Origin of the sequence: Streptomyces hokutonensis (assembly GCF_042751305.1) — a bacterium.
Lineage (GTDB): Bacteria > Actinomycetota > Actinomycetes > Streptomycetales > Streptomycetaceae > Streptomyces > Streptomyces hokutonensis_A.
The window spans coordinates 949497-974522 of sequence record NZ_JBHYWD010000001.1; the positions used below are offsets into that span (position 1 = coordinate 949497).

22 protein-coding genes and 1 pseudogene are annotated in these 25026 nt (G+C 70.8%); 14 read left to right on the plus strand and 9 right to left on the minus strand.

The features are described from left to right. Positions 1-113: 113 nt before the first annotated feature. Positions 114-1511 (minus strand): ABC transporter substrate-binding protein, encoded by a 1398-nt coding sequence (locus tag ACFXC1_RS04410; protein ID WP_381238556.1) that lies wholly within the window; start codon positions 1509-1511, stop codon positions 114-116. Between the two features lie 360 nt (positions 1512-1871). Next, positions 1872-3023, minus strand: a complete 1152-nt coding sequence (locus ACFXC1_RS04415; protein ID WP_381238558.1) for a LacI family DNA-binding transcriptional regulator — start codon at positions 3021-3023, stop codon at positions 1872-1874. Between the two features lie 340 nt (positions 3024-3363). On the opposite strand from ACFXC1_RS04415, the gene ACFXC1_RS04420 reads away from it, so the two are divergent. Continuing rightward, the gene (locus ACFXC1_RS04420; RefSeq protein WP_381238560.1) at positions 3364-4146 is read left to right on the plus strand and encodes an alpha/beta fold hydrolase; all 783 of its coding nucleotides are present in this window, start codon (positions 3364-3366) and stop codon (positions 4144-4146) included. 12 nt (positions 4147-4158) lie between these two features. Here the strand turns inward: ACFXC1_RS04420 and ACFXC1_RS04425 are convergent, their stop codons facing one another. The 3 genes from ACFXC1_RS04425 to ACFXC1_RS04435 form a co-directional block, all read right to left on the minus strand. After that, positions 4159-4815: a response regulator gene (locus ACFXC1_RS04425; RefSeq protein ID WP_381238563.1), complete on the minus strand. Its 657-nt coding sequence runs from the start codon at positions 4813-4815 to the stop codon at positions 4159-4161. Continuing rightward, complete coding sequence (locus ACFXC1_RS04430) at positions 4812-6128, minus strand: sensor histidine kinase (RefSeq protein ID WP_381238566.1); 1317 nt, start codon at positions 6126-6128, stop codon at positions 4812-4814. Before ACFXC1_RS04430 ends, ACFXC1_RS04425 begins: the two co-directional genes overlap by 4 nt. 128 nt (positions 6129-6256) lie before the next feature. Beyond that, positions 6257-8494 carry an MMPL family transporter gene (locus tag ACFXC1_RS04435; protein ID WP_381238569.1) on the minus strand — a complete coding sequence of 746 codons (2238 nt, stop codon included), beginning with the start codon at positions 8492-8494 and terminating at the stop codon, positions 6257-6259. Positions 8495-8799: 305 nt separating this feature from the next. Between ACFXC1_RS04435 and ACFXC1_RS04440 the strand changes: the two are divergent. Further along, positions 8800-9576, plus strand: a pseudogene (locus ACFXC1_RS04440) (serine/threonine-protein kinase); the annotation flags it as partial. Positions 9577-9648: 72 nt separating this feature from the next. On the opposite strand, the gene ACFXC1_RS04445 reads toward ACFXC1_RS04440, so the two are convergent. Further along, positions 9649-10002, minus strand: coding sequence for a hypothetical protein (locus ACFXC1_RS04445; protein WP_381239448.1), 354 nt, complete (start codon positions 10000-10002; stop codon positions 9649-9651). A gap of 173 nt (positions 10003-10175) precedes the next feature. On the opposite strand from ACFXC1_RS04445, the gene ACFXC1_RS04450 reads away from it, so the two are divergent. After that, positions 10176-11411: a PP2C family protein-serine/threonine phosphatase gene (locus ACFXC1_RS04450; protein WP_381238572.1), complete on the plus strand. Its 1236-nt coding sequence runs from the start codon at positions 10176-10178 to the stop codon at positions 11409-11411. 596 nt (positions 11412-12007) lie between these two features. On the opposite strand, the gene ACFXC1_RS04455 is transcribed toward ACFXC1_RS04450, so the two are convergent. Both ACFXC1_RS04455 and ACFXC1_RS04460 read right to left on the minus strand, forming a co-directional pair. Beyond that, positions 12008-12871, minus strand: coding sequence for a fructosamine kinase family protein (locus ACFXC1_RS04455; RefSeq protein WP_381238575.1), 864 nt, complete (start codon positions 12869-12871; stop codon positions 12008-12010). Continuing rightward, positions 12868-13425 carry an AAA family ATPase gene (locus ACFXC1_RS04460; RefSeq protein ID WP_381238577.1) on the minus strand — a complete coding sequence of 186 codons (558 nt, stop codon included), beginning with the start codon at positions 13423-13425 and terminating at the stop codon, positions 12868-12870. Before ACFXC1_RS04460 ends, ACFXC1_RS04455 begins: the two co-directional genes overlap by 4 nt. Before the next feature lie 122 nt (positions 13426-13547). Here ACFXC1_RS04460 and ACFXC1_RS04465 point away from each other — a divergent pair, with 122 nt between their 5' ends. Then, positions 13548-14777, plus strand: coding sequence for a PP2C family protein-serine/threonine phosphatase (locus tag ACFXC1_RS04465; RefSeq protein WP_381239449.1), 1230 nt, complete (start codon positions 13548-13550; stop codon positions 14775-14777). Positions 14778-15012: 235 nt separating this feature from the next. Beyond that, complete coding sequence (mftR, locus tag ACFXC1_RS04470; RefSeq protein WP_381238580.1) at positions 15013-15642, plus strand: mycofactocin system transcriptional regulator; 630 nt, start codon at positions 15013-15015, stop codon at positions 15640-15642. Positions 15643-15648: 6 nt separating this feature from the next. Here mftR and mftG read toward each other — a convergent pair whose 3' ends face one another. Beyond that, positions 15649-17196: a mycofactocin dehydrogenase MftG gene (gene mftG / locus ACFXC1_RS04475; RefSeq protein WP_381238583.1), complete on the minus strand. Its 1548-nt coding sequence runs from the start codon at positions 17194-17196 to the stop codon at positions 15649-15651. A gap of 135 nt (positions 17197-17331) precedes the next feature. Here mftG and mftA point away from each other — a divergent pair, with 135 nt between their 5' ends. The 9 genes from mftA to ACFXC1_RS04520 all read left to right on the plus strand — a co-directional run bounded on the left by mftA (position 17332) and on the right by ACFXC1_RS04520 (position 24943). Then, positions 17332-17469: a mycofactocin precursor MftA gene (mftA, locus tag ACFXC1_RS04480; RefSeq protein WP_381238586.1), complete on the plus strand. Its 138-nt coding sequence runs from the start codon at positions 17332-17334 to the stop codon at positions 17467-17469. Positions 17470-17478: 9 nt separating this feature from the next. Continuing rightward, positions 17479-17754 carry a mycofactocin biosynthesis chaperone MftB gene (gene mftB, locus ACFXC1_RS04485; protein WP_381238589.1) on the plus strand — a complete coding sequence of 92 codons (276 nt, stop codon included), beginning with the start codon at positions 17479-17481 and terminating at the stop codon, positions 17752-17754. Further along, a complete protein-coding gene (gene mftC / locus ACFXC1_RS04490; RefSeq protein WP_381238592.1) occupies positions 17751-18959 on the plus strand; it encodes a mycofactocin radical SAM maturase in 1209 nt (402 codons plus the stop codon). Before mftB ends, mftC begins: the two co-directional genes overlap by 4 nt. Before the next feature lie 24 nt (positions 18960-18983). Further along, entirely contained in the window at positions 18984-20198 is a 1215-nt protein-coding gene (mftD, locus tag ACFXC1_RS04495) for a pre-mycofactocin synthase MftD (protein WP_381238595.1), read from the plus strand. Beyond that, a complete protein-coding gene (gene mftE, locus ACFXC1_RS04500) occupies positions 20195-20914 on the plus strand; it encodes a mycofactocin biosynthesis peptidyl-dipeptidase MftE (RefSeq protein WP_381238598.1) in 720 nt (239 codons plus the stop codon). Before mftD ends, mftE begins: the two co-directional genes overlap by 4 nt. Beyond that, entirely contained in the window at positions 20911-22296 is a 1386-nt protein-coding gene (mftF, locus tag ACFXC1_RS04505) for a mycofactocin biosynthesis glycosyltransferase MftF (RefSeq protein WP_381238601.1), read from the plus strand. The genes mftE and mftF overlap by 4 nt, the downstream gene beginning before the upstream one ends. Positions 22297-22416: 120 nt before the next feature. Beyond that, a complete protein-coding gene (locus tag ACFXC1_RS04510) occupies positions 22417-23598 on the plus strand; it encodes an acyl-CoA dehydrogenase family protein (protein WP_381238603.1) in 1182 nt (393 codons plus the stop codon). 36 nt (positions 23599-23634) lie between these two features. Beyond that, positions 23635-24153, plus strand: a complete 519-nt coding sequence (locus tag ACFXC1_RS04515; RefSeq protein WP_381238606.1) for a flavin reductase family protein — start codon at positions 23635-23637, stop codon at positions 24151-24153. Between the two features lie 46 nt (positions 24154-24199). After that, positions 24200-24943 carry a hypothetical protein gene (locus ACFXC1_RS04520; protein WP_381238609.1) on the plus strand — a complete coding sequence of 248 codons (744 nt, stop codon included), beginning with the start codon at positions 24200-24202 and terminating at the stop codon, positions 24941-24943. The last annotated feature ends 83 nt before the right edge of the window (positions 24944-25026 follow it).

Genomic DNA, 25026 nt, shown 5'->3' on the forward strand with positions numbered 1-25026 from the left:
GCCGGGGGCGGGGGGGGGGGGCGGGGTTGGGGGCTGACTTCGGGGGGCGTTGGGGGGGGGGGGGGGGGGGGGGGGCCGGGGCCCCGCCCGCGCCGGGGGCCCCCGGCGCGCGCTCAGGCCGAGTGGACCGTGAAGCCCTGGGTCTTGGCGTACGTGGTGAGCCGCGACTGCCAACTGCCCAGCGCACGCACGGTGTTCGTCTTGTCGGCGAGGGACTTGCCGACGGTCTCGGTCCAGTCGGTCGCCGCCTGGTCGAGGAACGGCGGCCACTGGAAAGAGGAGTTGACCGTGGAGCTGATGTCGGCGAAGACCTGGTTGACCTTCTGGCCGCCGTAGAAGGTCGGCGCGTCCGACACGAAGTCGGCCTCCGTGAGCAGGGCCTTGGTCGCCGGGAAGAAGAACTGCTCGGTGGCGAACATCTTGGCGCTGGCCGGGTCGGTGTTGAGGAACTGGGCGAACACCGCTGCCTGGATGGGGTTCTTGGTGGAGCGGATGACCGCGGTGGTCGAGCCGCCCCAGTTGCCGGAGCTGGGCTTGCTCGCGTCCCACTGCGGGAGCGGGGCCGCGCGCCACTTGCCGGCGGTGGCCTTGGCGGAGCCGGACAGGAAGACCGGGCCCCAGGCGGCGGTCAGCCAGGTCGCGTACTTGCCCTTGTTGAGGGCCGCGTACCAGGAGTCGGTGAAGTCCGGCTCCACACCGATGACTCCCTCCTTGGCGAGTCCGCCCCAGTACGCGCCGAGCTTCTGGGAGACGGCGTCGTCCACGCCGATGGTGATGTCGCTCTTGCCGGACAGGGAGTACGGCTTGGCGCCCGCCTGCCACAACAGGCCGTGCCAGGCGGCGACTTGGTTGGCGGCGAGGTTGGTGAGATAGATGTCCGGGTCGGCCTTGTGCAGCTTGCGGGCCGCGGCGGCGAACTCGTCCCAGGTGGTGGGGACTTCGATGCCGTGCTTGTCGAAGATGTCCTTGCGGTACAGCATGCCCATCGGGCCGGTGTCCTGCGGGATCGCCCAGATCTGGCCGCCGCTGCCGCTGACCTGGCCCCAAGTCCAGTCCACGAACGTCGACTTGAGGGCGGAGGCGCCGTAGGGGCGCAGGTCGAGGAGGCTGTCGGTGATGGTGAAGGTCGGGATGGCCTGGTACTCGATCTGCACCATGTCCGGGGCGCCGCTGTTCGCCTTGAGCGCGGTGCGCAGCTTGGTGTACTGCGGGGTGCCCTGACCGGCGTTGACGACCTTGACCTTGACGGCCGGGTACTTCTTCTCGAAGAGCGCGACCTCCTTGTCGATGTTCGGGACCCAGGTCCAGAACGTCACCTCGGTCGGTGTCTTCATGGCCTTGTCGATGTCGGCCTGGCTGACCGGCTTGGTGGAAGCGGTCGAGCCTCCGGAGCCGCTGCCGCCGCAGGCGGTGAGGGCGGCACCGAGCGACAGGGCGCCGGTAGTGGCGAGGAAGCCCCGACGGCTGATCGGGAAGGGGCCGGGCATGGACGAAGAGGTGTTTCTGGGCATGGTGAACTCCCGCCGGTGGCGAAGGTGACGGCACGCCTGGCAAGGGCGTGCGGAGACGTGATGGAGGAGGGGCGCGGACGCGCCGGCCGAGGCACGGACGCCGACGGGGGTCGGGCACGCGTCCTCGCGGACCGGGCCGACGACTTCTCCGTATACAGAAGAGGGAGGTCGTGGCCGAGGAAGGAGGTGGTGAACCGGCGACGGAGGCGGTGGGGGAGAGTCGGCTCGCCGTCTGCCGATTTCGGGAACGGCCTTACGTGGCAAGGGCGTTCGGAGGGGCGGGGCGTGACCGGGACCTGCGGCTCGTCCTGGGGTCACGCGCCGGCCGTGCGCTCGTGCTGTCCGGGCTGACCGGCGTCGTCAGTGGTGGGTGGCCGGGCCTCCGTTCGGCGGCGGGGCGTGATGCGCGCCCTCGCGGGAACGGGCGGCGGTACGCCGGCCACGGACCGGGGTCGTCCGGCCGGGCGGTGGCGCGGTCGAGGTACGGATGACGAGGTCGACCGGCGGAGGGCTCGACGGCAGGGGAGCCGCGTCCGGGTTCTCGATGGCGTGCACCAGACGCTTGAGCCCTTCCTGCGCCACGGCGTCGAACGGCTGCCTCACCGTGGTCAGCGGCGGAGTCACATAGGCGGCGACCGGGATGTCGTCGAATCCCACGACACTGACGTCCTCGGGGACCCGCAGCCCTGCCTCCGTCAGCGCGCGGATCAGACCGATCGCCATGTCGTCGTTGGCGGCGAACACCGCCGTTACCCCACCGTCCTCGGCCAGTTCGCGTCCTGCCCGGTACCCGGACGCGGCCGACCAGTCGCCTTCGACGGGCGGCGGTACGGCCCTGCCGTGCGCGGTCAGGGTGGCCCGCCAGCCGTCGAGACGGTCCCGCGCGGCATACCACCGCTGCGGGCCCGCGAGGTGATGGACCGTCATATGACCGAGTTCCAGGAGGTGTTCGGTGGCGGTGTGGGCCATCAGGTCGGCGCCGTCGCCCGCGGTCAGCACGAGCGGCGCGGAGACCGGGGAGGGCGCTCCGAGGACGAGGATCGGAACGTTCAGACGCGGGGCGGCACTTCCGTCGTCACCGGGGATGCCCTCCTCGTCGATCGGTTCGGAGATGACGATGCCGTCCACGCCCTGATCGAGGAGCGAGTCCACGGCACCGGCCATGCCCGCCGGGTCGCCTTCCACCGTGTTGACCACACGCAGCGCGTAGCCGGTGTCCCGGACGACCCGCTCGACACCCATGAGCAGCGAGGCCGGACCGTACAGGGCCGTGCCGAGTGTCACGACGCCGATCGAGCGGGTGCGTCCGGAGGCCAGTGCCCGGGCGGCGTTGTTGCGCCGGTAGCCGAGCTCCTCGGCGGCCTCGAGAACGCGCCGGCGGACCACCGCGGAGACGTACTGCTCGTCGTTGAAGACCCGCGACACCGTCTTCTGCGAGACCCCGGCCAGACGGGCGACATCCACGCTGCGCGGAATCGCGGTGTTCCCGCTCCGTCCTGTCCCGCGCGTCATGGTGTCTCCAGATGGCCGGTCGTCCGTGTCTGTCTACGCAGTCATGTCTGCGCTGTCATGTCTACGCAGTCATACGGCTGTCGTCAAGAGTCCGGAACGTATCCGTAACTTCGCGCCTGATGGAGCGCCTCGCTTACGTGCCCCTGGTGCAGGCCTACGACCGTCAGCGGGCGGAACGCAGCAAGGTGCACCGCGAGTGACGCCCCTCGTCCATCTCGATCTCGTTGCGGATCCCCCTCCGTGACGGCAACTCCCTTGTGTCCAGGGCAAGATCCGGATGATCCCGGTCAACGACCGTGACGCCGACGGGCGGACGGTTGCCGCTTCCCAGGAGACGCCCTTGCCGAAACTCGAAGTCGACGGCGCGGTACTCGTGTACGACGACGAAGGCCCCCGGGACGGAGGGGGTGTGCCGCTGGTGTTCATTCACGGGTGGACGGCCAACCGGCACAGGTGGGACGACCAGTTCGCGCACTTCGCGCGTGAACGGCGGGTCGTGCGGCTCGACTTGCGGGGGCACGGCGAGAGCACCGGGGCCGGGGCGCGGACCGTCGACGAGTTGGCCCGCGACGTCGTCGCCCTGCTCGACCAGCTGGGGGTCGAGCGGTTCGTGCCGGTCGGGCACTCGATGGGCGGGATGATCGCGCAGACCCTGGCCCTCGCCCACCCCGAGCGGGTGGAGCGGATGGTGCTGGTCGACTCGATCAGCCGCATGACGTACAGCTGGGCGCGAGGTCTGCTGCTGGCGGTGTCCACGCTGTTGCCGTTCAAGCTGTTCGTCGCCATCAATATCCAGCGCGCCTTCGCGCCCGGTTACCCCAAGGACAAGATCCGCCAGTACATCGACGCCTCCGCCGCCACACCCCGCGAGGTCGTCATGACCTGTTACGGCGCGATGCGCGCCTTCGACGTCCTGGACCGGGTCCACGAGATCGCCGCGTCCACGCTGATCGTGCATGGCTACCACGACATCCAGTTGCCGCTCTCCCAGATGCTGCGGATGGCGAACGCGTACCCCGACGCGGTCGTCCGGATCGTCGACGCCGGTCATGAACTGCCCGTGGAGAAACCGGCCGAACTCACCGCGCTCCTCGGCAAGTTCGTGACTGCGCCGACGGCCTGAGGGGGCAAGACCTCAGGCCGGCCGTACCAGTCCCGCGTCGTACGCGAAGATCACCGCCTGGACCCGGTCCCGGGCGCCGATCTTGGCGAGGATGCGGCTGACGTGGGACTTGACGGTGGACTCGGCGAGGCAGAGGCGTTCGGCGATCTCGGTGTTGCTCCAACCCGAGGCCATCACGGTGAGGACCTCGCGCTCGCGGTCGGTGAGGGCGTCGAGGCAGCGGTCCTGCTCGGGGGTGCGGCCGGGCATCCGGTCGCCGAAGGCGTCGATGAGTTTGCGGGTCAGGCCGGGGGAGATGACCGCGTCCCCGGCGGCCACCGCCCGGATGCCCGCGACGAGTTCCTCGGGCAGCGCGTCCTTGAGGAGGAAACCGCTGGCCCCGGCGCGCAGCGCGGCGTACGCGTACTCGTCGAGGTCGAAGGTGGTCAGGACGAGGACGCGGGAACGGCCCCCGGACTGCACGATCCGGCGGGTGGCCTCGATGCCGTCCATGCCGGGCATCCGCACGTCCATCAGGACGACGTCGGGGCGGAGTTCGGCCGTCAGCCGGACCGCCTCGACGCCGTGCGTGGCCTCGCCGACGGTGCTCAGATCGGGGTACTGCTCGATGAGCATGCTGAAGCCGAGGCGTTGCAGGGCCTGGTCGTCGACGATGAGGACGGTGGTCATGCGGGGTGCTTCTCCATGAGGTCGGGGGTGGTCGAGGTGGGCAGCAGGAGGGCGCGGACGGTCCAGCCGCCTCGGGAGTTGGGACCCGCGGCGACCTGTCCGCCGTAGAGCGAGGCCCGTTCGCGCATGCCGACCAGGCCCTTTCCCTGCTCGTCGGTGGTGGGGGTCTGGTGCGGGCCGGTGTCCTCGACGGTGACGTGCACGGCCTCGGGGCCGGCCGCGACGGTGACCTCGACGGTCGTGTCCGGTGCCGCGTGCTTGAGCGTGTTGGTGAGGGCTTCCTGCACGATGCGGTAGACGGCGAGCTGAAGTCCCGGCGGGAGACCGGTGAGTTCGCCCTTGAGGCGCAGGGTGGCGGCGGGGCCCGCGGCCCGGATCCGCTCCATCAGGGCGCCGAGGTCGGACAGCCCGGGCTGGGGCGCGAACGGGGTGTCGTCGGGTTCGTCCTCGTGGACGACGGCGAGCAGTCTGCGCAGTTCGGCCAGGGCGCCGCGTCCGCTCTCCGCGATGATCCGCAAGGTGTCCGCGCCCCGCTTGGGTTTGCTCTCGGCGAGCCCTGCGGCGCCGCCCGCGAGACCGACGATCACGGCGAGGGTGTGGCCGAGGATGTCGTGCATCTCCCGTGCCACCCGGGCGCGTTCGCCGGCGGCGGCCAGCCGGGCCCGCTGGTCGCGCTCCACCTCGAGACGGACGGCGTGGTCCTTGAGCGCCTCGATGTAGGCGTTCACGAGTTTGCCGGCCAGCCCGAGCGCGGCCATCGACAGGATGGCGACCACGGCCAGGAACGCCAGCACCGGGGTACTGGCCTGTTGATCCGACGACTTGAGGCTGTTGAAGAAGACGATCGACACGAACGTCTGCAGGAGGTTGTACACGACGCCGACGGCCAGCTGGCTCGGAGCCCCGTAGCGTCCCAGATTGAGCAGCGCCACCAGCTGGGTCGCGCTCGAACCCGAGTCCACCCTCAGGGCGAGGCACACTTCCGAGAGGACGACCAGGGCGGCGAACACCAGTACCGGCCGCTGCCTCCGCCACAGCAGTGGCACGGTGAACCCCGCGGTCACCGCCAGCATCAGCACGAACGCGGGGACGGAGTCGTGGGCCGCGCGCACCAGGCCCGGAATCCCGGCCAGCGCGTAACAGGCCGGCACTCCCCACAGCCTGACCCGCGGATGGGCCGTGTCGGCCTGCCGCACCCGCCCCAGCCAGGTGAGGAGCCCGACGACCGCGCGGTACTCGGAGTCGCCCAGCCGGGCCCCGCCCATCAGGCTCTCGGGCATGAAGGACCGGGCCGTCATCGGTGGTGAGGTCACGGGATACACCCTCCCTGGTGCAGGCGGGCCGCCCGCCGGTCCCGGGGGGAGGGGACCGGCGGGCGGGGACGGTGCGACCGGGGCGGGTCCCGGACCGGCGTCCTGGTGTGGATCGTACGGCCGCTGCCTCAGCGCTTCCCGGCGGTGACGGGCGACACGGGGGCCCGGTCCGGGCCGCCGGAGCCGTCGTCCGGGATCTCGGCCAGCAGGTGGCGCAGGCGTTCGCCCTCGACGTCCACGTTGGGCAGGATCCGGTCGAGCCAGCCGGGCAGTGCCCAGGCGCGGCGGCCGAGCAGGGCCATGACCGCCGGTACGAACGTCATGCGGACGACGAACGCGTCGAAGAGGACGGCGGAGGCGAGGCCCAGGCCGATCGACTTGATCAGGGCGACGTCGTCCAGCAGGAAGCCGGCGAACACCGAGATCATGATGACCGCGGCGGCCGTGACCACCCGGGCCCCGTGCCGGAAGCCCGCGATCACGGCCTCGGTGGGTTCGGCCCCGTGGACGTACTCCTCGCGCATCCGGGTCACCAGGAACACCTCGTAGTCCATGGCGAGTCCGAACACCACGCCGATCATGAAGATCGGCAGCACGCTCACGATCGGCGAGGTCCCGTCGACGCCGAACAGGTCCGCCAGCCAGCCCCACTGGAACACCGCGACCACCACACCGAGCGTGGCTACCACGCTGAGCAGGAAGCCCAGGGCGGCCTTGAGCGGGACCAGGATCGAGCGGAACACCAGGAGCAGCAGGACCAGGGCCAGGCCGACGACCACACCGAGGTAGGGGATCAGGGCGCCGCTGAGTTTCTTGGACACGTCGATGTTCAGCGCGGTCGTGCCGGTCACCATCAGCTCGGAACCGGTGTCGGACTTCAGCGCCGGGCCCCGGTCGCGGATCTGGGAGACCAGGTCGACGGTGGCCTGACTGCTGGGGGCGCTCTTCGGGACGACGGAGATCAGGGCCACGTCGCCGTTCTGGTTGAACACCGCGGGGCGGACGGCGGCGATGTCGGACAGCTTGCCCAGCTGCGTGACCGTGTCCTGCGCGGCGGTCTTGGCGTCGCTGCTTCCCCGGCCGTCGACGACCACCGTGAGCGGGCCGTTGTAGCCGTCCCCGAAGCCCTTGGTGATGGTGTCGTAGGCGATGCGCTCGCTGGTGCCGGGCGCGGACATGCTGTCGTCGGGCAGGGACAGCCGCATCGACAGGGCCGGGATGGCGAGAACGCCGAGCCCGACGACCGAGACGAGCAGCATCTTCACCGGGTTGCGGGTCACGAACCGGGCCCAGCGCACGCCCGTCGTCTCGCCCTGGCCGCGCTCCTGGAGGGCGCGCATCCGGCGGCTGGTGAACCGGCCGCTCATGATCCGCATCCCGGCGAAGCCCAGCATCGCGGGCAGCAGGGTCAGCGCGATCAGTACGGCGACGACGACCGAGAAGGCGGCCCCCAGGCCCATGCTGGTCAGCATGCTGATGCCGATGATGCTCAGGCCGACCAGGGCGATGACGACGGTGAGACCGGCGAACACCACCGCGGAACCGGCGGTGCCCAGCGCGCGGCCCGCCGCCTCCTCCGGTTCGTGGCCGTCGCGGATCTCGCTGCGGTAGCGGGAGACGATGAACAGGGCGTAGTCGATGGACACCGCCAGGCCCAGCATCAGCGCCAGCGTCGTGGCGGCCGAGCTGAGGTCGAAGAAGGCGCTAGCGACCGTGATGGCGGCCACGGCCGCCCCGACCCCGAAGATCGCCGTCAGCAGCGGCAGTCCGGCCGCGAGCAGCGACCCGAACGTGATGACCAGCGCCACGGCCGCGATCAGCAGACCGATCAGCTCGGTCGCACCACCACCCGCCTTCTCCTGTACGGCGTTGCCGCCCAGGCTGACCGCGAGGCCCGCCTTCTCGCCCTTGTCGGCCACGGAGTGCAGCGCGTCGCGGGCCGCGGCGCTGACGTCGGCCTGGGCGACCTTGTAGGTGACCTGGGCGTAGGTGATGGTGCCGGACCTGCTGATCAGACCGCTCTGGTACGGGTCGCTGACGTTCGCGACCTGGGGCGCCTTCTTGAGGTCGGAGATCAGCGACTCGACCTCGGTCTTGTTGGCCCCGGACTTCAGCTGTTGCCCGTCGGGCGCCTCGAACACCACGCGGGCGGTGGCGCCGGCGGCCGACGCCTGCGGGAACTCCTTGCCCAGCAGGTCGATCGCCTTCTGCGACTGCGTGCCGGGCAGGGTGAAGCTGTCGGACGTGCTCGACGACACGCTCGCCGCACCGATACCGACGGCCGCCAGAACGGCGATCCACAACATCAGGACGAGCCGTCGGCGCCGGAACGAGAACCGGCCCAGTCGGTAGAGGAAGGTGGCCACGGAGTACTCCCACCAGGTTCGAGAGAAAGAGGTTCGAGAGGAAACAGGGCCTTCGCGACCCACGACTTCACGCTAGGAGCGCCCTTCCTCCCCTCCGCAGCACCGGGGAAGTGAAAACGGCCCCGGTGACTAGTACCGGGGTACTAGGCCCTCTCCACCCTCCAGTCGAGGTGGGCGGCCCTCCGGTCCGGGCGGGTGCCATGATCCGCCCCACACGATCCGGGACAAGAGCCGGTTATGGTGACCAGGCGAAACGAACAGGGACAGAACCGGCGCAGGACACCGTTTCGGACGAAGGGCGTCGCATCGCCGGGCGCTACCGGCTGGCCGAGCAGATCGGCCGCGGCGGCACGGGCACCGTCTGGCGGGCCGACGACGAGGTCCTCGGCCGGCAGGTCGCGGTCAAACGGCCCCACGCCCGGCCGGAACTCTCCGCAGGCGAACTCGTCACCCTCTACGAGCGCACCCGCCGCGAGGCCCGCAGCGCCGCCCGGATCCAGCACCCGAACGTGATCGTCGTCCATGACGTGGTCGACGACGGCCGCCCCTGCATCGTCATGGAGTACGTCCCCGGTCCCACGCTCGCCGACCTCCTGAACGACGGCCGGCCCCTCCCGCACGAGGAGGCCGCCCGGATCGGCCTCGACATGGTCGCCGCCCTGCGCGCGGCCCACGCCGCCGGTGTACTGCACCGCGACGTCAAGCCCGGCAACGTCCTGCTCGGCACCGGCGACCGGACCGTCCTCACCGACTTCGGCATTGCCATGACGGACGGGGCGTCGACGCTGACGAAGACAGGCGAGATGGTCGGCTCCATCCACTACATGGCCCCGGAGCGGATCCGCGGCCTCACCCCCGGCACCGCCTCCGACCTGTGGGCCCTGGGCGCCACCCTCCACCAGGCCGTCGAGGGCCGCCCGCCGTTCCGCCGGGCCACCGCGATGGAAACCGCCTACGCCATCGCCGTCGACCCCCTCGAACCCATGAAGCAGGCCGGACTCCTGGAGCCGCTGATCGAGGCACTCCTGATCAAGGAGCCCGGCGAGCGCCCGACGGCACAGCAGACCGAGCGCGCCCTGCAGAAGGACAAGCACGGGAAATTCCTCGGTTACGAAACACTTTCGTGGAGGTGGGGGCGCCATTGCCCCGGACGCTCAGCGGAACTCGTGCACCACGCGGATCTCGCCGACGATGTGGGCGTTGAACTCGTCGAGCTCCTCGGCCGGCACCCACAGCTCCAGAATCGTTCGCCCGCCCGCCTGTTGGACCGGATAGCGGGCCAGGAACTCCGTCTCCACCTCGAACCGCGTCACGAATCCGGCGCCGTCGTGCTTGACGTTCCAGTCCCGCGCGATCCTGATCGCGTAGTCCTCGTTGAGGACGGGGTAGAAGATCGGCTGCTCGGGCAGCCGGGGCGGCCAGGCGCGCCAGTCCAACGCGCGGACCAGGTCCAGCTCTATGGGGCCGGTGGGGCGCCAGAGGGTGGTCGTCGGTGGCTGGTTCGTCATCGGAGTCGCTCTTCGCGTCGGTGATCAAGGGGACGCAGTGGACGATATCCGCCGCATCAAGAGCCCGGCCACGGAGTTTCTGCCCCCGCCCCCGACCCGATCGCACCCCACCACGGGTCGCTACCGCCCGAACGCCCGCGCGGGTGTTGGGATGGAGGTGGCAGAAAGGGGCCGTGGTGGACGGCGACGACGAGGTATCCGGGTCGGAGCAGGGCTCGGCGGATCGGTTCGTGCTCGCGGGGCGGGCGGTCTCCGCGATCGGGTCGACGCTCGACGAGCGCAGGACCGCGGCGGAGTGCGCGAGGTTCCTCGTCGACGAGCTGTGCGAGGCCGCGGCCGTCGACCTGTTCGCGCAGGACGAGGCGCGCCCGGCACCGCACGGCATGCTGCACCCCATGGCTGCCGTCGGCCGCAAGGAACTCCTGGACAGCCTGCGCAGCGCGCCGCGCGAGGACGTCATGGTCCGAGCCCTGGACGCCGGCCACCCGATCACCACCTCCTTCACCACCAACGACCACGGCGTCCTGGCCGCCCTCTCCGTGCCGCTGACCGCCTGGGGCAAGGCCTACGGCGCGCTCCTCGCGATCCGCGCCGGACGGACCTTCGGCGACGACGAGGCCGCCGCCGTGCACTACGCGGCCCGGCTCACCGCCGCCCACCTGCACCACGCCGTCGAACACCACCGACTGCGCACCACCGCCCTGAACCTCCAACAGGTCCTGCTCACCGAACCCAGCCGCCCCCATCCCAACATCGAGATGGCCACCCGCTACCTCCCTGCGGGCAGCGGCACCCTCGTCGGCGGCGACTGGTTCGAGGCCGTACGACTGCACTACGGCCGCACCCTCCTCGTCATCGGCGACGTCATGGGCCACGGCCTGGACGCGGCGGTCGACATGAACGCCTACCGCTCGATGCTGCGCTACGTCGCCTCCACCGACCTGCCGCCCCACCGCATCCTGCGCCAGATGGACACCGCCATGTCCGAGGAGCACAACCGCCGCCCCGCGACCTGCCTGCTCGCCCTCCTCGACCCGGACCGCGGCACCGCCGCCTTCGCCAGCGCGGGCCATTTGCCGCCCGCCGTCTTCCACCGCGACGGCGCCGGCGAACTGATCCCCGTCCCCGTCGGCCCGCCCCTCGGGACCGGCTCCGCCGACTACGACATGACCACACTCACCCTCACCCCGGACGACACCCTGGTCATGTACACCGACGGGCTGGTCGAGCGGCGCGGCGAGGACATCGACGTCTCCCTGTCCCGCCTGGCCCGGCTGCGCCTCCACCCCGGCCAGGGCGTCTCCCGCCTCCTCGACGACATCGTGCTCCGCCTCCAGGTCCAGGAGGCGGAGGACGACGTCGCCGCGATCGCCGCCCGGCTGCGCCCCAGAGGTTCGGTTCCCGGATAACTTCGCAAACAGGAAACAGGGGTACGGCGCCGGTGTCCTCAGCCGGTCGGATCACGCCCCGGCCGGTCGTCCCCCAAGGTTCGGCAACACCCCGGCAACGCCCGGGTGTTGCCGGTCACGGCTTGGCCAACCCTTTCCGCTCGTTGGCCGCAAACTCACCGCACGCCCCTGACACCCCTTGCCGAGCAAGGCGGACCGGACGCCCCAGTCACGGGCGGCCCTGGCCGGTGTCACTTGGCCGGGGCCGCCCGCGCCGCTGGGATGGTCTGTTTGGCGAGGCCGCATCCGTACAGCGGCGCGTGGGTCGGCAGCGTCTGATGTGGACTGGAGCGATGGGCGGCCTTGCCTGGTGTCATCGGGCCGGGGTCGCCCGTGCGGCTGGGATGGCCCGCTTGGCGAGGCCGCATCCGTACAGCGGCACGTGGGCCGGCAGCGTCTGACGTGGACTCCAGCGATGGGCTGCCTCGCCTGGTGTCACCGGGTCGGGGCCGCCCGCGTGGCTGAGGTGGTCCGCTCGGCGAAGCCGCAGCCGAACAGCGGCACGTGGGCCGGCGGCTTCCGACCTGGACTGTAGCGACGGGCGGCCTCGCCCGGCGTCACCCGGCCAGGGCCGCCCGCGCCGCCGACAACGCCTGGTCGGCATAGCCGCGCCCGAACAGCACCACATGCACCAGCAGCGGAAACAGCTGGTGCAGCGCGACGCGGTCGGTCCAGCCGGGGGCTGGCGGCGCGGTCTGCTGATATCCCTCCAGCACCTCGGACAGATGAGGACAGCCGAAGAGACGCAGCATCGCCAGGTCGGTCTCGCGGTGTCCGCCGTGCGCGGCCGGGTCGATCAGCCACACGTGTCCGTCGGCGCCCCACAGCACGTTGCCGTTCCACAGATCGCCGTGCAGACGGGCGGGCGGCTCGGCGGGACCGGCGAGTTCCGGCAGCCGTTCGCAGACCCGCTCCACCACCGCGGCCTCGGCGTGTTCCAGGGTGCCCTTGTCGACCGCGCTGCGCAGATAGGGCAACACCCTTTGTCCGGCATACCAGTTGGGCCAGTCGGCGGCGGGAACGTTACGCATCGGGGCGAGCCCGATGTACGCCTCTGTGGGCCCGCCGGGCGGCGCCGCGCCGAACGCTGGTGCCCCGCAGGCGTGCAGGGCGGCCAGCTCCCGGCCGAACCGTACCGCCGCTCGCGCGCTCGGCGGACCGGTGCGGACGCGATCGGTGATCAGCCACCGCTCGTCCAGTCCGCGCACGGCGGGCACACGGACCGTACCGGCGTCGTCCAGCCAACGCAGCCCCGCCGCCTCGGCCCGCACCGCGCCGGGGGCCGCATCGCCCTTGACGATCACCAACTGCCCACTGTCAAGCGCGACTTCGGTCACGGTCCCGGACAACGGACGCTCGCCGGTCACCGCGCACCCGGTGAGCCGGGCCGCCGCCGCACCCGGAGTCTCGCTCTCGATCACGGGGCCGGCGTACGACCGGTCGCCGAGCAACCCCCGCCCCACAGGCCGGACTCGCACAGGACCCGGTCGACCGTCTCCTCCAGCGGGCTCGACGCCGGGACCACCGTCTCTACGCCGTCGGGTAGCACGTCCAACGGCCGGTACCACTCACGGAGTTGGTGCTCGCTCACCTCTTCCGCGATGGGTTTCGTGGCGTGCCGGGCCAGGGTCTCCTCGAACGGCACGTCGAGGTAGTAGCAGTGCGTGCGCCCCGGATGGTCGGCGAGCAGCCCGGCCAGCATCTCGCCGTAGTGGGAGGCGTAGAGCAGGCCTTCCAGCACGGTGTGGAATCCGTGCGCCAGGGCGTGGCGCACGGTCAGGTCGATCAGGCCGATGTTCGCGCCGCCGGGGACGTCGTGCTCGCGCAGCACCTCCCGGCGAAGGACGTCCTGACGCACCAGCGCGATACCGCGCCCGTACCGCTCGCGCAGCGCGGTGGCCACCGTGCTCTTGCCGGAGGCGCTGTTGCCGCGCAGCACGATCAGCCGGGTGGGGGAGGAGGAGGGCGTGGTCACCGGGGCACCCTACTCGTCCCGTGCCGCACAGTGACGGGATTGCCACATTGCGTTCCCTGGGCCCGCTCGATCTGCTCATATCGTGAGAAAATGGTGTGACGGCGGTGATGGGTGGCAGGGCCATGATGCACGCGACGATCGACTACGCGGCGGTGTTCCAGGGGCTGCCGGGCATGGTGGCGCTGCTGACACCCGACCTGGTGTACGCGGACGCCAACGAGGAGTTCCTGCGCATGTCCGGCCGCACCCGCGAGCAGGTCGTCGGACGTTTCCTCTTCGACGTGTTCCCCGACAATCCGAACGACCCCGCCGCCACCGGCATGCGCAACCTCGAGACCTCGCTGCGCCGTGTCGTCGCCACCGGCGAGCGGGACACCATGGCCCTCCAGCGGTACGACGTCGAGTCGGCGGCCTGCCCAGGGCAGTGGGAGGAGCGCTACTGGAGCCCGGTCAACACACCGCTCCTCGACCCGGACGGCAAGGTCGTCCTGCTGGTCCACCGCGTCGAGGAGGTCACCGAGCTGATCCGGGCCCGCGGCCGCTCCGGCGGCGGTCGCGCCCAGGTGCTGGAGGCCGAGCTGTACACCCGCGCCCGCGAACTGCAGGAGGTCAACGAACGCCTGCGCGGCGCCCACGCCCGTGAACGCGAGGTCGCCCTCGTCCTCCAGGAGGCGATGCTGCCCACCAGCCGACAGAGCACGGGCCACCAGATCGCCGTACGCTACCGGCCCGCCGTCGGCTCCCTGAACGTGTGCGGGGACTGGTACGACGTGGTCGACCTGGTCGGCGGCAACCGTATCGGCGTGTCCGTGGGGGACGTCGTCGGCCACGGACTGGCCGCCGCCGGCGTCATGGGCCAGCTGCGGAGCGCCCTGACCGCCACCTCCCGGGTCGCGGACGGCCCCGCCCAGGCCCTCGACGTCCTGGGCCGCTACGCCCATGTCGTCGACGGCGCCGAATCCGCCACCGTCGTCACCACCTTCGTCGACTTCGACGACCACACCATCACCTACAGCAGTGCCGGACACCCACCGCCCGTCCTGGTCCATCCGGACGGCCGCGTGGAGTTCCTGGACCGGGCCACCGATCCGCCCCTCGACGCCCGTCCCGCCCCGACACCGAGGCCACAGGCCGGCATCGCGTTCTCACCCGGCGCCACCCTGGCCCTCTACACGGACGGCCTGATCGAACGCCGCCACGAGGACATCGACAGAGGCCTGGTCCGCCTCGCCGACTCCCTCGTCCGCCACCGGAACACCAACCCCGAAGCCCTCGCGGACGCCGTACTCCTCGAACTCCTCCCGCACGGCGGCGCCACCGACGACACGGCCCTGATCATCGTCCGGCTGTGACCGGGCGGCAGGGCAATCGCGGTCATACGACGACGCAGGTGAGCGCCGCCCACAGCAGAGGCGAAGCTGGTCGGCAGCACCCAGCGGGTCGCGGTGACCAACTCGGCACCGTTGCGCAGCAGCGCCGTCGCGGGCCCGAACGACTCCGCAAGCGCCACCTGCGCAGGGTCGCGGCCAGGGGGACGCGGGTGGTCGAGGACCACGCCGACCCCCGCACCTGTGCATGATGTGCGCTGTGGATGGTGCGAACGGCGACAACGAACAGCGACCGACCCGAACGGGCCGCCCGCCCGCGACCTCGCGGGCCGTCCTCGAACGGGTGGGCTTCGAGCTGTTCGCGCGGCGCGGCTTCGACCGTACGACCGTCGACGACATCGCCGCCGCGGCAGGCATCGGCCGCCGCACCTTCTTCCGCTACTTCGCCTCCAAGAACGATCTGGTGTGGGGCGACTTCGCGGCCGAACTGGTCAAGCTCGACGCTCTGTTGGCGGCCACCGATCCGGCCGCCCCGATGATGGACGCGCTGCGCGGCGCGGTCGTGGAGTTCAACCGCTTCGACCCGGCGGTGGTGCCCTGGCACCGGCAGCGCATGGCGCTCATCCTGCGGGTGCCGACGCTGCAGGCCGACTCGACCGTGCGGTACGCGTCGTGGCGGACACTCGTCACGGAGTTCGCCGCCCGACGCACGGACCGGGCGCCCTCGGACCTGCTGCCCCGGCTGATCGGCCACACCGTCCTCGCCGCGTGCATCGCCGCCTACGAACACTGGCTGACCGACGAACAGGCAAGTCTGGCCGACCTGTTGGACCAGGGACTGCGGCAACTCGCGGCCGGTTTCGAGGGGCAGGCCCCGGCCCTCGTCTGACCCCTCTCACGGCAGATCGCGCCGCATGGCGTCGGCGACGAGCTCGCCGATGAGAACGGCGGAGGCCGCCGGACCGCGCAGGGGCGGAGTCGGCAGGATCGACGTGTCCGCGACGCGCAGGCCCACGACACCGTGCACACGCCCGTAGTGGTCTACGGCTGCCCCGGGATCGTCGGCCGGGCCCATGGGAACCGTGCCGCAGGTGTGCTGCGAGGTACCGAGCCGCGCCTCGATCCAACGGTCGAGCAGCCCGTCTTCCGCCAGCACCTCCGGCCCCGGCTCCACGAGTCCGCGCGACACCTCCTCGAACGCCTCGGCGGCGACCAACTCGGCCGTGGTACGGGTCACTTCACGCAACCGTCGCCGGTCCTCGCCGGTCTCCAGATATCCGTAGTCGATGCGCGGGGGAGTGGCCGGGTCGGCGGACACCGTGCGCAGTCGGCCACCGAGCCGGGGCGACAGCACGGACGCCAGGAACGCGAGGGGCGCGCCTGGGACGGACGCGGTGCCACCGGTCAGTCCCGCCATCGGCACGAGCGACTGGAGAATCTCCAGGTCGCCGCCCGGGTGGTCGCCGTCCGACGCGGACAGATGGAGACAGCCGCCGAGCCAGGAGCCGACGGGCGCGGGCAGCGGCCGCCGGGGCAGCCACTCCAGCACCAGTTGCGGATGATCGCCGAACCGGGCTCCTACGGCGGGGGAGTTCACGGTCACGGGAATCCCCAGACGCGCCAACTCCTCGCCCGGCCCGATGCCCGACAGATGCAGCAACTGCGCGGAGCCGAACGCCCCGGCGCACAGCACGACTTCGCCGCCCTCCACCTTCGTACGACGCCCGTCGCGCTCGACGACGACACCGGTCGCCCGGCCCCGCTCGATGACCACCCGAGTCACCGAACTGCCCCCCGTCACCGTCAGGTTGGGGCGATCGAGTGCCCCCAGCAGATATCCCGCACCGGTGTTGACCCGTATCCCGTCCACGGCGTTGGACGGCACCGGCCCGAACCCGGGTGTGCCCTGGGCGTTCTTGTCGGGATCCTCGGGAAACCCCAACCCCCGTGCGGCGGACCGGAATGCCGCGGCGGCGGGGTGCCGCAGGTCGATACGCCGGATCCGTACCGGACCCTCGGCGCCGTGCGACTCGTCCTCGCCGTGGTCGAGATCGGTCTCCAGGGAACGCAGCAGCGGAAGCACCCGCTCGTACGACCAGGCGGCGCCTCCCACCGCCGACCACCGCTCGAAGTCCTCGCGCCGGGCTCGCACGAAGTATCCGCCGTTGACGGTGGTCGATCCGCCGAGAACGCGCCCCCGCACGACCGTGTAGGGCCGTCCCGGTGTGAGGTGGACGGTGTACGGCTGGATGGCGGGATGCCCGGGCTGCGCACCCGGCACGAGTCGCGCGTCCAGCAACTCCCTTGCGAATCGCGGACGTTGGCGCGGCACGGACCCCGCCTCCAGCACCAGCACACTGCGGTCGGAGTCCTCACTCAGCCGTGCGGCCAGTGGGGCTCCGCTGCCGCCCGCGCCCACGACGATGACGTCCGGGCGGCTCAACCGGACCTCGGCGTCGATATAGACCGGCCGGTCGAATAAATCATGGCGGCTTCCTCTTCACTTTCGGCACCGAGTGCCATTACTGTCTACCGCGCAGCCGCCCGTATGCCCAGCCGGATGCCCAGGGAGATTCGCATGAACGAGCTCCATGCCGTACCGACCGTCCCGGCCAACGAGAACAAGGCCGAGGAACCCGTCACGGAACAGCAGTTGATCGAGGCCGACGACCTCATCGAGGAGATCTCCATCGACGGCATGTGCGGTGTCTACTAAGCCGCCCGCATGACCGCGCCGACTCTCGACCGCGCCCTCAACCTGCATCCTCAAGTCTCGGTGCGCCCAGAACCGTTCGGCGCGCTGCTCTACCACTTCGGGACCCGCAGGCTGACGTTCCTGAAGGACCGCAGGCTCCTGGCCGTCGTCCAGTCCCTCGCGGGCGCTCCCACGGCCCGCGCCGCCTGCCTCGCGGCCGGTGTGCCGGAGGCCGAACTGCCGCGCTACGACAGGGCGTTGGCAGCCCTCGCCGAGTCCTCGATGCTCGTCGGAAGGACCCCATGACCGCCACCGCCGCCGGAACACGGCTGGTCGACCTCTTCGAATCCGGACTCGACGCGCCGATCTGCCTCACCTGGGAACTGACCTACGCCTGCAACCTGGCCTGCTCCCACTGCCTCTCCAGCTCCGGCCGCCGTGACCCGCGCGAGCTGTCCACCGCCGAAGCCAAGGCGGTCATCGACGAGTTGGAGGCCATGCAGGTCTTCTACGTCAACATCGGCGGCGGAGAGCCCACCGTCCGCGCCGACTTCTGGGAACTCCTCGACTACGCCACCGCCCACCACGTCGGCGTGAAGTTCTCCACCAACGGCGTCCGCATCACCCCCGAAGCAGCCCGCAAGCTCGCCGCCAACGACTACGTGGACGTACAGATCTCCCTCGACGGCGCGACCGCGGACGTCAACGACGCGCTACGCGGCCCGGGTTCGTACGCCATGGCGATCAAGGCCATGGAACACCTCGCCGCCGCCGGCATGCGCAACTTCAAGCTCTCCGTCGTCTGCACCCGCCACAACATCGCCCAACTGGACGAGTTCAAGGCCCTCGCCGACCACTACGGCGCCCAACTCCGCCTGACCCGGCTGCGTCCCTCCGGCCGGGGAGCCGACGTCTGGGACGACCTCCACCCGACGGCCGGCCAGCAACGCGAGCTGTACGACTGGCTGTTGGCGCACGGAGACAAGGTGCTCACCGGCGACTCCTTCTTCCATCTCTCCGCCTACGGTGAGTCGCTGCCCGGCCTCAACCTGTGCGGCGCCGGACGCGTGGTCTGTCTGATCGACCCGGTCGGTGACGTCTACGCCTGCCCGTTCGCCATCCACGACGAGTTCCTCGCGGGCAACGTCCGCACGCCCGGCGGCTTCACCGAGGTGTGGCGCGGCTCGGAACTCCTCGCGCGGCTGCGCACCCCGCAGCACGGCGGGGCCTGCGCCTCCTGCGCTTTCTACGACACCTGCAAGGGCGGCTGCATGGCCGCCAAGTTCTTCACCGGCCTGCCCCTGGACGGCCCCGACCCCGAGTGCGTGCAGGGCTACGGAGAACAGCAACTCGCCAAGCGTGCCAAGGGCGGAGCTGACCTCCCCAAGCCGTCCGGCGACCACTCCCGCCGCCGGCCCGTGGACCTGGTCCTCACCCGACGCCGGGACCTGGAACGGCCCCCGGTCGGCGAGTGCGCCGAGGACCCGCTCGCCGGCCTGCGCCTCACCTAGGACCTTCAGAGAAGAGAACACGTCATGGGCAGGAACCCCTGGTTCGAGACGGTCGCCGAAGCGCAGCGCCGAGCGAAGAAGCGGCTGCCGAGCACGGTCTACGGCGCGCTCGTCGCGGGCTCGGAACGCGGCCGTACGATCGACGACAACACGGCGGCCTTCGCCGAACTGGGCTTCGCACCACGGGTGGTTGGCCACCACGCGGAGCGGGACCTGTCCACGACCGTGCTCGGGGTGCCCATCTCCTTCCCGGTGCTCATCTCGCCCACCGGGGTGCAGGCCGTGCATCCCGAGGGCGAGGTCGCCGTGGCCCGCGCGGCGGCGAGCCGAGGTGTCGCCATGGGGCTGAGTTCCTTTGCCAGCAAGGCAGTTGAAGAGGTCGCCGCAGCGCAGCCGGACCTCTTCTACCAGCTGTACTGGAGCGGCACCCGCGCCACCATGGTGCAGCGCATGGACCGGGCCAGGGCGGCCGGTGCCAAGGCGCTCATCGTCACCCTCGACTGGTCCTTCTCCCACGGCCGCGACTGGGGGAGCCCCGCCATCCCGGACAAGCTCGACCTGAAGACCATGCTGAAGTTCGCCCCCGATGTGCTGCCCCACCCCGGCTGGCTGCTCGGATTCGCCAAGTCCCGCCGCCTGCCCGACCTTTCGGTCCCCAACCTGCGGCCTCCGGGTGGCGAGGCCCCCACCTTCTTCGGCGCCTACGGAGAGTGGATGCAGACCACGCCCCCGACCTGGGAGGACGTGGCATGGCTGCGCGCGGAGTGGGGAGGCCCCTTCCTGCTCAAGGGAGTTACCCGCGTGGACGACGCCAGGCGGGCCGTCGACGCCGGAGTCTCCGCGCTCTCCGTCTCCAACCACGGCGGCAACAACCTCGACACCACCCCCGCCACCATCCGGGTCCTCCCCGCCGTAGCCGACGCGGTCGGCCACCAGATCGAAGTCCTCCTGGACGGCGGCGTCCGCAGGGGCGGCGACGTCGCCAAGGCCCTCGCCCTCGGCGCCCGCGCCGTCCTGATCGGCCGCGCCTACCTGTGGGGCCTGGCGGCCAACGGCCAGGCCGGAGTGGAGAACGTCCTCGACATCCTGCGCGGCGGACTCGACTCGGCGGTACTGGGGCTCGGGCACTCCTCCGTCCACGAGTTGACGCCCGACGACCTGGTGATACCGCCGGGCTTCCGCCTGGAACTGGGCGCCCGCTCCGACCACGACGCCCCGGCCGCCCGGGCGGCACGGTGACCGAACTGGCCCGCGCAGCCTGGCCGGACGTCCCGTCCGACGCGCTCGTCCTGCTGCCGATCGGCTCCACCGAACAGCACGGCCCGCATCTACCGCTCGACACCGACAGCGTCATCGCCCAAGCCGTCGCCCGTCGAGCCTCAACTGCCCTCCCCGACACGCTGGTTGCACCGACCCAGCCCTACGGCGCCAGCGGCGAGCACGCCGGCTTCCCCGGAACCGTCTCGATCGGCCACGAAGCACTGCACGCGGTACTCGTGGAGTCGGTGCGCTCACTGTCCCTGTGGGCCGCGCGGATCGTCCTCGTCAATGGCCACGGCGGCAACACCGCCACCCTCGACACCGCCGTCCGCCTGCTGCGCGCCGACGGCCACGACGTGGCCTGGACCGGCTGCTCCATACCTGGAGGCGACGCGCACGCCGGCCGTACGGAGACCTCGGTGATGCTCCATCTCGCCCCGGAACACGTGCGGTTGGCGGCGGCGGTCACCGGCGACACCCGGCCGCTGTCCGTCCTCCTCCCGGAACTGATGGCGCACGGCGTCCGCGCCGTCTCGCCGTCCGGCGTCCTCGGCGACCCGACCGGCGCCTCGGCGGGGGAGGGCCGTACGACTATGGACGCGATGGTGTCGACAGCGGTACGCCGGATCACCGCCTGGAGCGTGGACGACCGGGGCCGCCTGACCGATCCGGTCCACCAGGCCGTACGACCATGACGCTGCCCGTCGGCTTCCTGGTCGAACTCGACCGGCACACCCGGATCGTGGACGGCGGCCGGGCCCTCGTCGGCGGCTTCCCGACCCGACTGATCCGGTTGACGCCACGGGCCCAACGGCTGTTCACCGGACGGACGTTGAAGGTGCGGGACGCGGCAGGCGCGCTGCTCGCGGACCGACTGCTCGACCTCGGTATGGCCAATCCGGTCGTCGACGCACTGCCCCCGCCCGCCGACCCCCGATACACCGTGGTCGTCCCGGTCCGCGACCGACCGCGCCAACTCACCAGGCTGCTCAGCAGTGTTGGCGGTGGCCCACCCGTGATCGTGGTCGACGACGCGTCACGGAACCCGAAGGCCGTAGCCGCCGTGGCCGCCGAACACGGCGCCAGACTCCTCCCCTTGACCACGAACGTTGGCCCGGCAGGTGCCCGCAACGCCGGACTGCGGCTCGTCACCACACCGTTCGTGGTGTTCGCCGACTCCGACATCGTGCTGGCCCCCGACACCGTGCCCACCCTGCTCCGGCACTTCGCCGACCCCGCAGTCGCCATGGCCGTACCCCGCATCACCGGACTGCCCTCGGCCGCCCCCACCTGGATCGAACGCTACGAGAACGCCCGCTCCTCCCTCGACCTGGGCGCCCACCCGGCCGGAGTACGACCCGGCAGCCCCGTCTCCTGGGCCTCAACTGCCTGCGTCGTAGCGCGAATCGACACCCTCGCGGAGGGGTTCGACGAAGGGATGCGGGTCGGCGAGGACGTCGACCTGTGCTGGCGACTGATCGAGCGAGGCCGACGGGTGCGCTACGAACCGGCCGCCGAGGCGGCCCACGAGCACCGGACGCGAGTCGACGACTGGCTGCAGCGCAAGGCCGTCTACGGCACCGGGGCCCACCCCCTCGCCGAACGTCATCCACAGTTCATCGCCCCCGCCGTGTTCGCCCCGTGGAGCGCGGCGCTCGTCACCGCCCTGCTCGCCCAGCGCCGCTGGTCGGCGCCCGTCGCCGGGGCCGTCCTAGTCGGCGTCACCTACCGGATCGGCCGCCGGCTCGGCGACACCCGGGACCGCCACCGGCTCGCCGCGCGGCTCACGGCCAACGGCGCGCTGGCCGCGCTGGCCCAGACCTCGGCACTCCTCAACCGGCACTGGTGGCCCCTCACGGTCGTCGGCTGTGTCGCCTCCCGCAGAATGCGTCGGGCCGCGGCGGTGGCCGCGCTGGCCGACATCGCCCTGGAGTACCGCCGGGACCGGGCCGATCTGGACCCGGTCCGCTACGGCCTCGCCCGCCGCCTCGACGACCTCGCCTACGGGGCCGGTGTCTGGCTGTCCGCCCTCAAGGGACGCTCCACCACCGCGCTGCGGCCTCGCATCACTCGCTGATCCACAGTCCCGGTCAGCGGAAATCGGTCAGCGGGCGCTCGGTTCCGGAAATGACACTGGGACCATCCCGCCGCGTGTGTGCGGCACTTGCGAGGTACCAGCCAGCAGGAGGTGTGCGGCGTGACGCACGAAGTGGTCAACCGTGTCGAGGAACTCGGGCCCGAACTGGCCGCACTCGCCGAACAGAACGAGAAACTGGGCAAGTTGAGCGACCGCACCGTCGAACTGCTGCGTTCCGCAGGGGTGATCCGGCTCCTGCAGCCCAAGGAGTTCGGCGGCTACAGCGCCCACCCCCGCGACTTCGCCGAAGCTGTCATGGCGGTCGCGCGGTACGACGGAGCGGCGGGCTGGGTGTCCGGAGTCGTCGGCGTACACCCTTGGGAACTGGCCCAGTTGGACCCCCGGCTCGCGCACGAGGTGTGGGACGACGACCCGGACACCTGGATCGCCTCGCCCTACATGCCCAACGGCATCGCGGAACCCGTCGACGGCGGATACGTCCTCAGCGGTCGCTGGCCCTTCTCCTCCGGGAGCGACCACTGCAGCTGGGACTTCCTCGGCGCGCTCGTCGGGGACGGCAAGGGGAAACCGGCGGGGCCGATCTCCGTGCTCCATGTCGTACTGCCGCGCTCGGACTACGAGATCATCGACGGCACCTGGGACGTCATCGGCCTCGCCGGCACCGGCAGCAAGGACGTCGTCGTCGACAAGGCGTTCATCCCCGCCTACCGCACCATCAGGCAGGAGGTGGTCCAGGAGGGCAGCGCCGCCGAGGCGGTCGGACTCACCGACATCCTCTACAAGTTGCCCTTCAGCTCCATGTTCCCGCTCGGGATCACCGCCGCCGTCGTCGGTATCTGCGAGGGCGCCCTCGCACTGCACCTGGACCAGCAGCGGGACCGGGTCGCCGTGACCGGGGTACAGGTACGCGACGACCCCTATGTGTTGTATGCCGCCGGGGAGGCCGCTGCGGAGATCGCCGCCTCCCGGGTCCAACTGATCGACGGCATCAGCCGGTTGTACGACCAGATCGAGGCCGGAAAGCCCATCAGCCTTGAGGACCGTTCCAACGTCCGCCGCAATCAGGTGCGTTGCGCGTGGCGGGCGGTCGCCGCCCTGGACGAGATCTTCGTACGGTCCGGCGGCAACGCGATCCGGCGCGGCAACCCGCTCCAGCGGTTCTGGCGGGACGCGCACGTGGGGCTCCAGCACATGATCCACGTCCCGGGGGCGGCGTACCACGCAAACGCCCTCGCCCAGATGGGACTTGAGCTGCCCGAGCCGATGCGCGTCCTGATCTGACGGGACGTCAAAAGAGTGGGCGAGCAAGGAGGGGCCGTGTCGGACGCGGTCGAGGGGCGCTACTTCCGTGAGGTGCTGGGGCACTTCCCCACCAGCGTGGTCGCGATCACCACGACGGACGGCGACCGGCAACCACAGGGAATGATCGTCGGAACCTTCATGTCCGTGTCCCTGGAACCGCCCCTGGTGTCCTTTCTGGTGGACGGTTCCTCCAACACCCTGCGGACGATCCGGACGGCCGGGCGGTTCTGCGCCAACGCGCTCGCGGGCAACCAGGAACGTCTGTCCCGGCGGATGGCCGGCGGCCCGAACCGTTTCGAGGGAACCGAGTGGGAGGAATCCCCGCTCGGCAATCCCGTCCTCGCCGGAATCGTCGCGTGGGTCGACTGCACGGTCGAGAAGATCGTCGAACTCGGCGATCACCAACTCGTCGTCGGACGGGTCCGCACGCTTCGCGTCGAGTCGATGAAGACCCCACTGCTCTTCTTCCGCGGTGGATACGGCGACTATCTGTCCAGCGCGGGACTGCTGCTGGACAGGCTCGTCGGCTGGTGAGAGAGCGAAGAACACAAAGAGCCGTGAGATCGAAGGAGTTCCGTTGATGCGCCAGGACCTGCATTTCAGATTGGAACGCATCTCCGCATGGTGCGGATTTGTACTGCTGCTGGGATTCGCCGTGGCTTTCTCCGTCGGCCATCTCATCACGCCGATGGACCCGACGGAGAACGCGCAAGGCGTCGTCGAATTCCTCACCGACCACCAGACGGGCATTCTCGCCTGCGCCGCGATCATGGTCCTTGTCGTGCCGTTCGAGTACCCGTTCGTCGTCCTGACCAGTATGCAGATGCGCCGTATCGAAGGCGGCTGGGGCCTGCTGTCCATGGTCCAGCTCACCACCGGTGTCGTCGCGCCGATCGGCTTCTTCTTCCCGATCGCGATACTCGCCGCCGCTGCCTACCGACCGGAAAGCCACTCGCCCGACGTGCTCTACGCGATGTCGGACATCTACTGGCTCATGCTGGTCGGCAACGCCTGCATATTCGTCCTCCAGGTCTGGTCGATCGGATACGCGGCACTCGTAGACGACCGGGCGAAGCCGGTCTTCCCGCGCTGGTTCGGATATCTCAACCTGGTGCTCGGCGTGCTGCTCATTCCGGGTGCCTTCGTCTTCCTGACCAAGACCGGACCGTTCGCCTGGAACGGAATCCTCGCGAACATGCTGCCCACGCTGGTGTATTTCATCTGGAAGATCGCCACCCCGATCGTGCTGCTGCGCGCCGTGAAGTCCGAGGAGGAGGAAGCGGCGGCGAAGGCCGCGGAACCCTCCGCGCTCGCGAGCACATAGCCGGCCGTCGGTCGAGCCCCCGGGAGCCGACGATACGGAACGTGGGATGGTCGGCGGGCGGATCAACGGCGCGCTCCGCCACC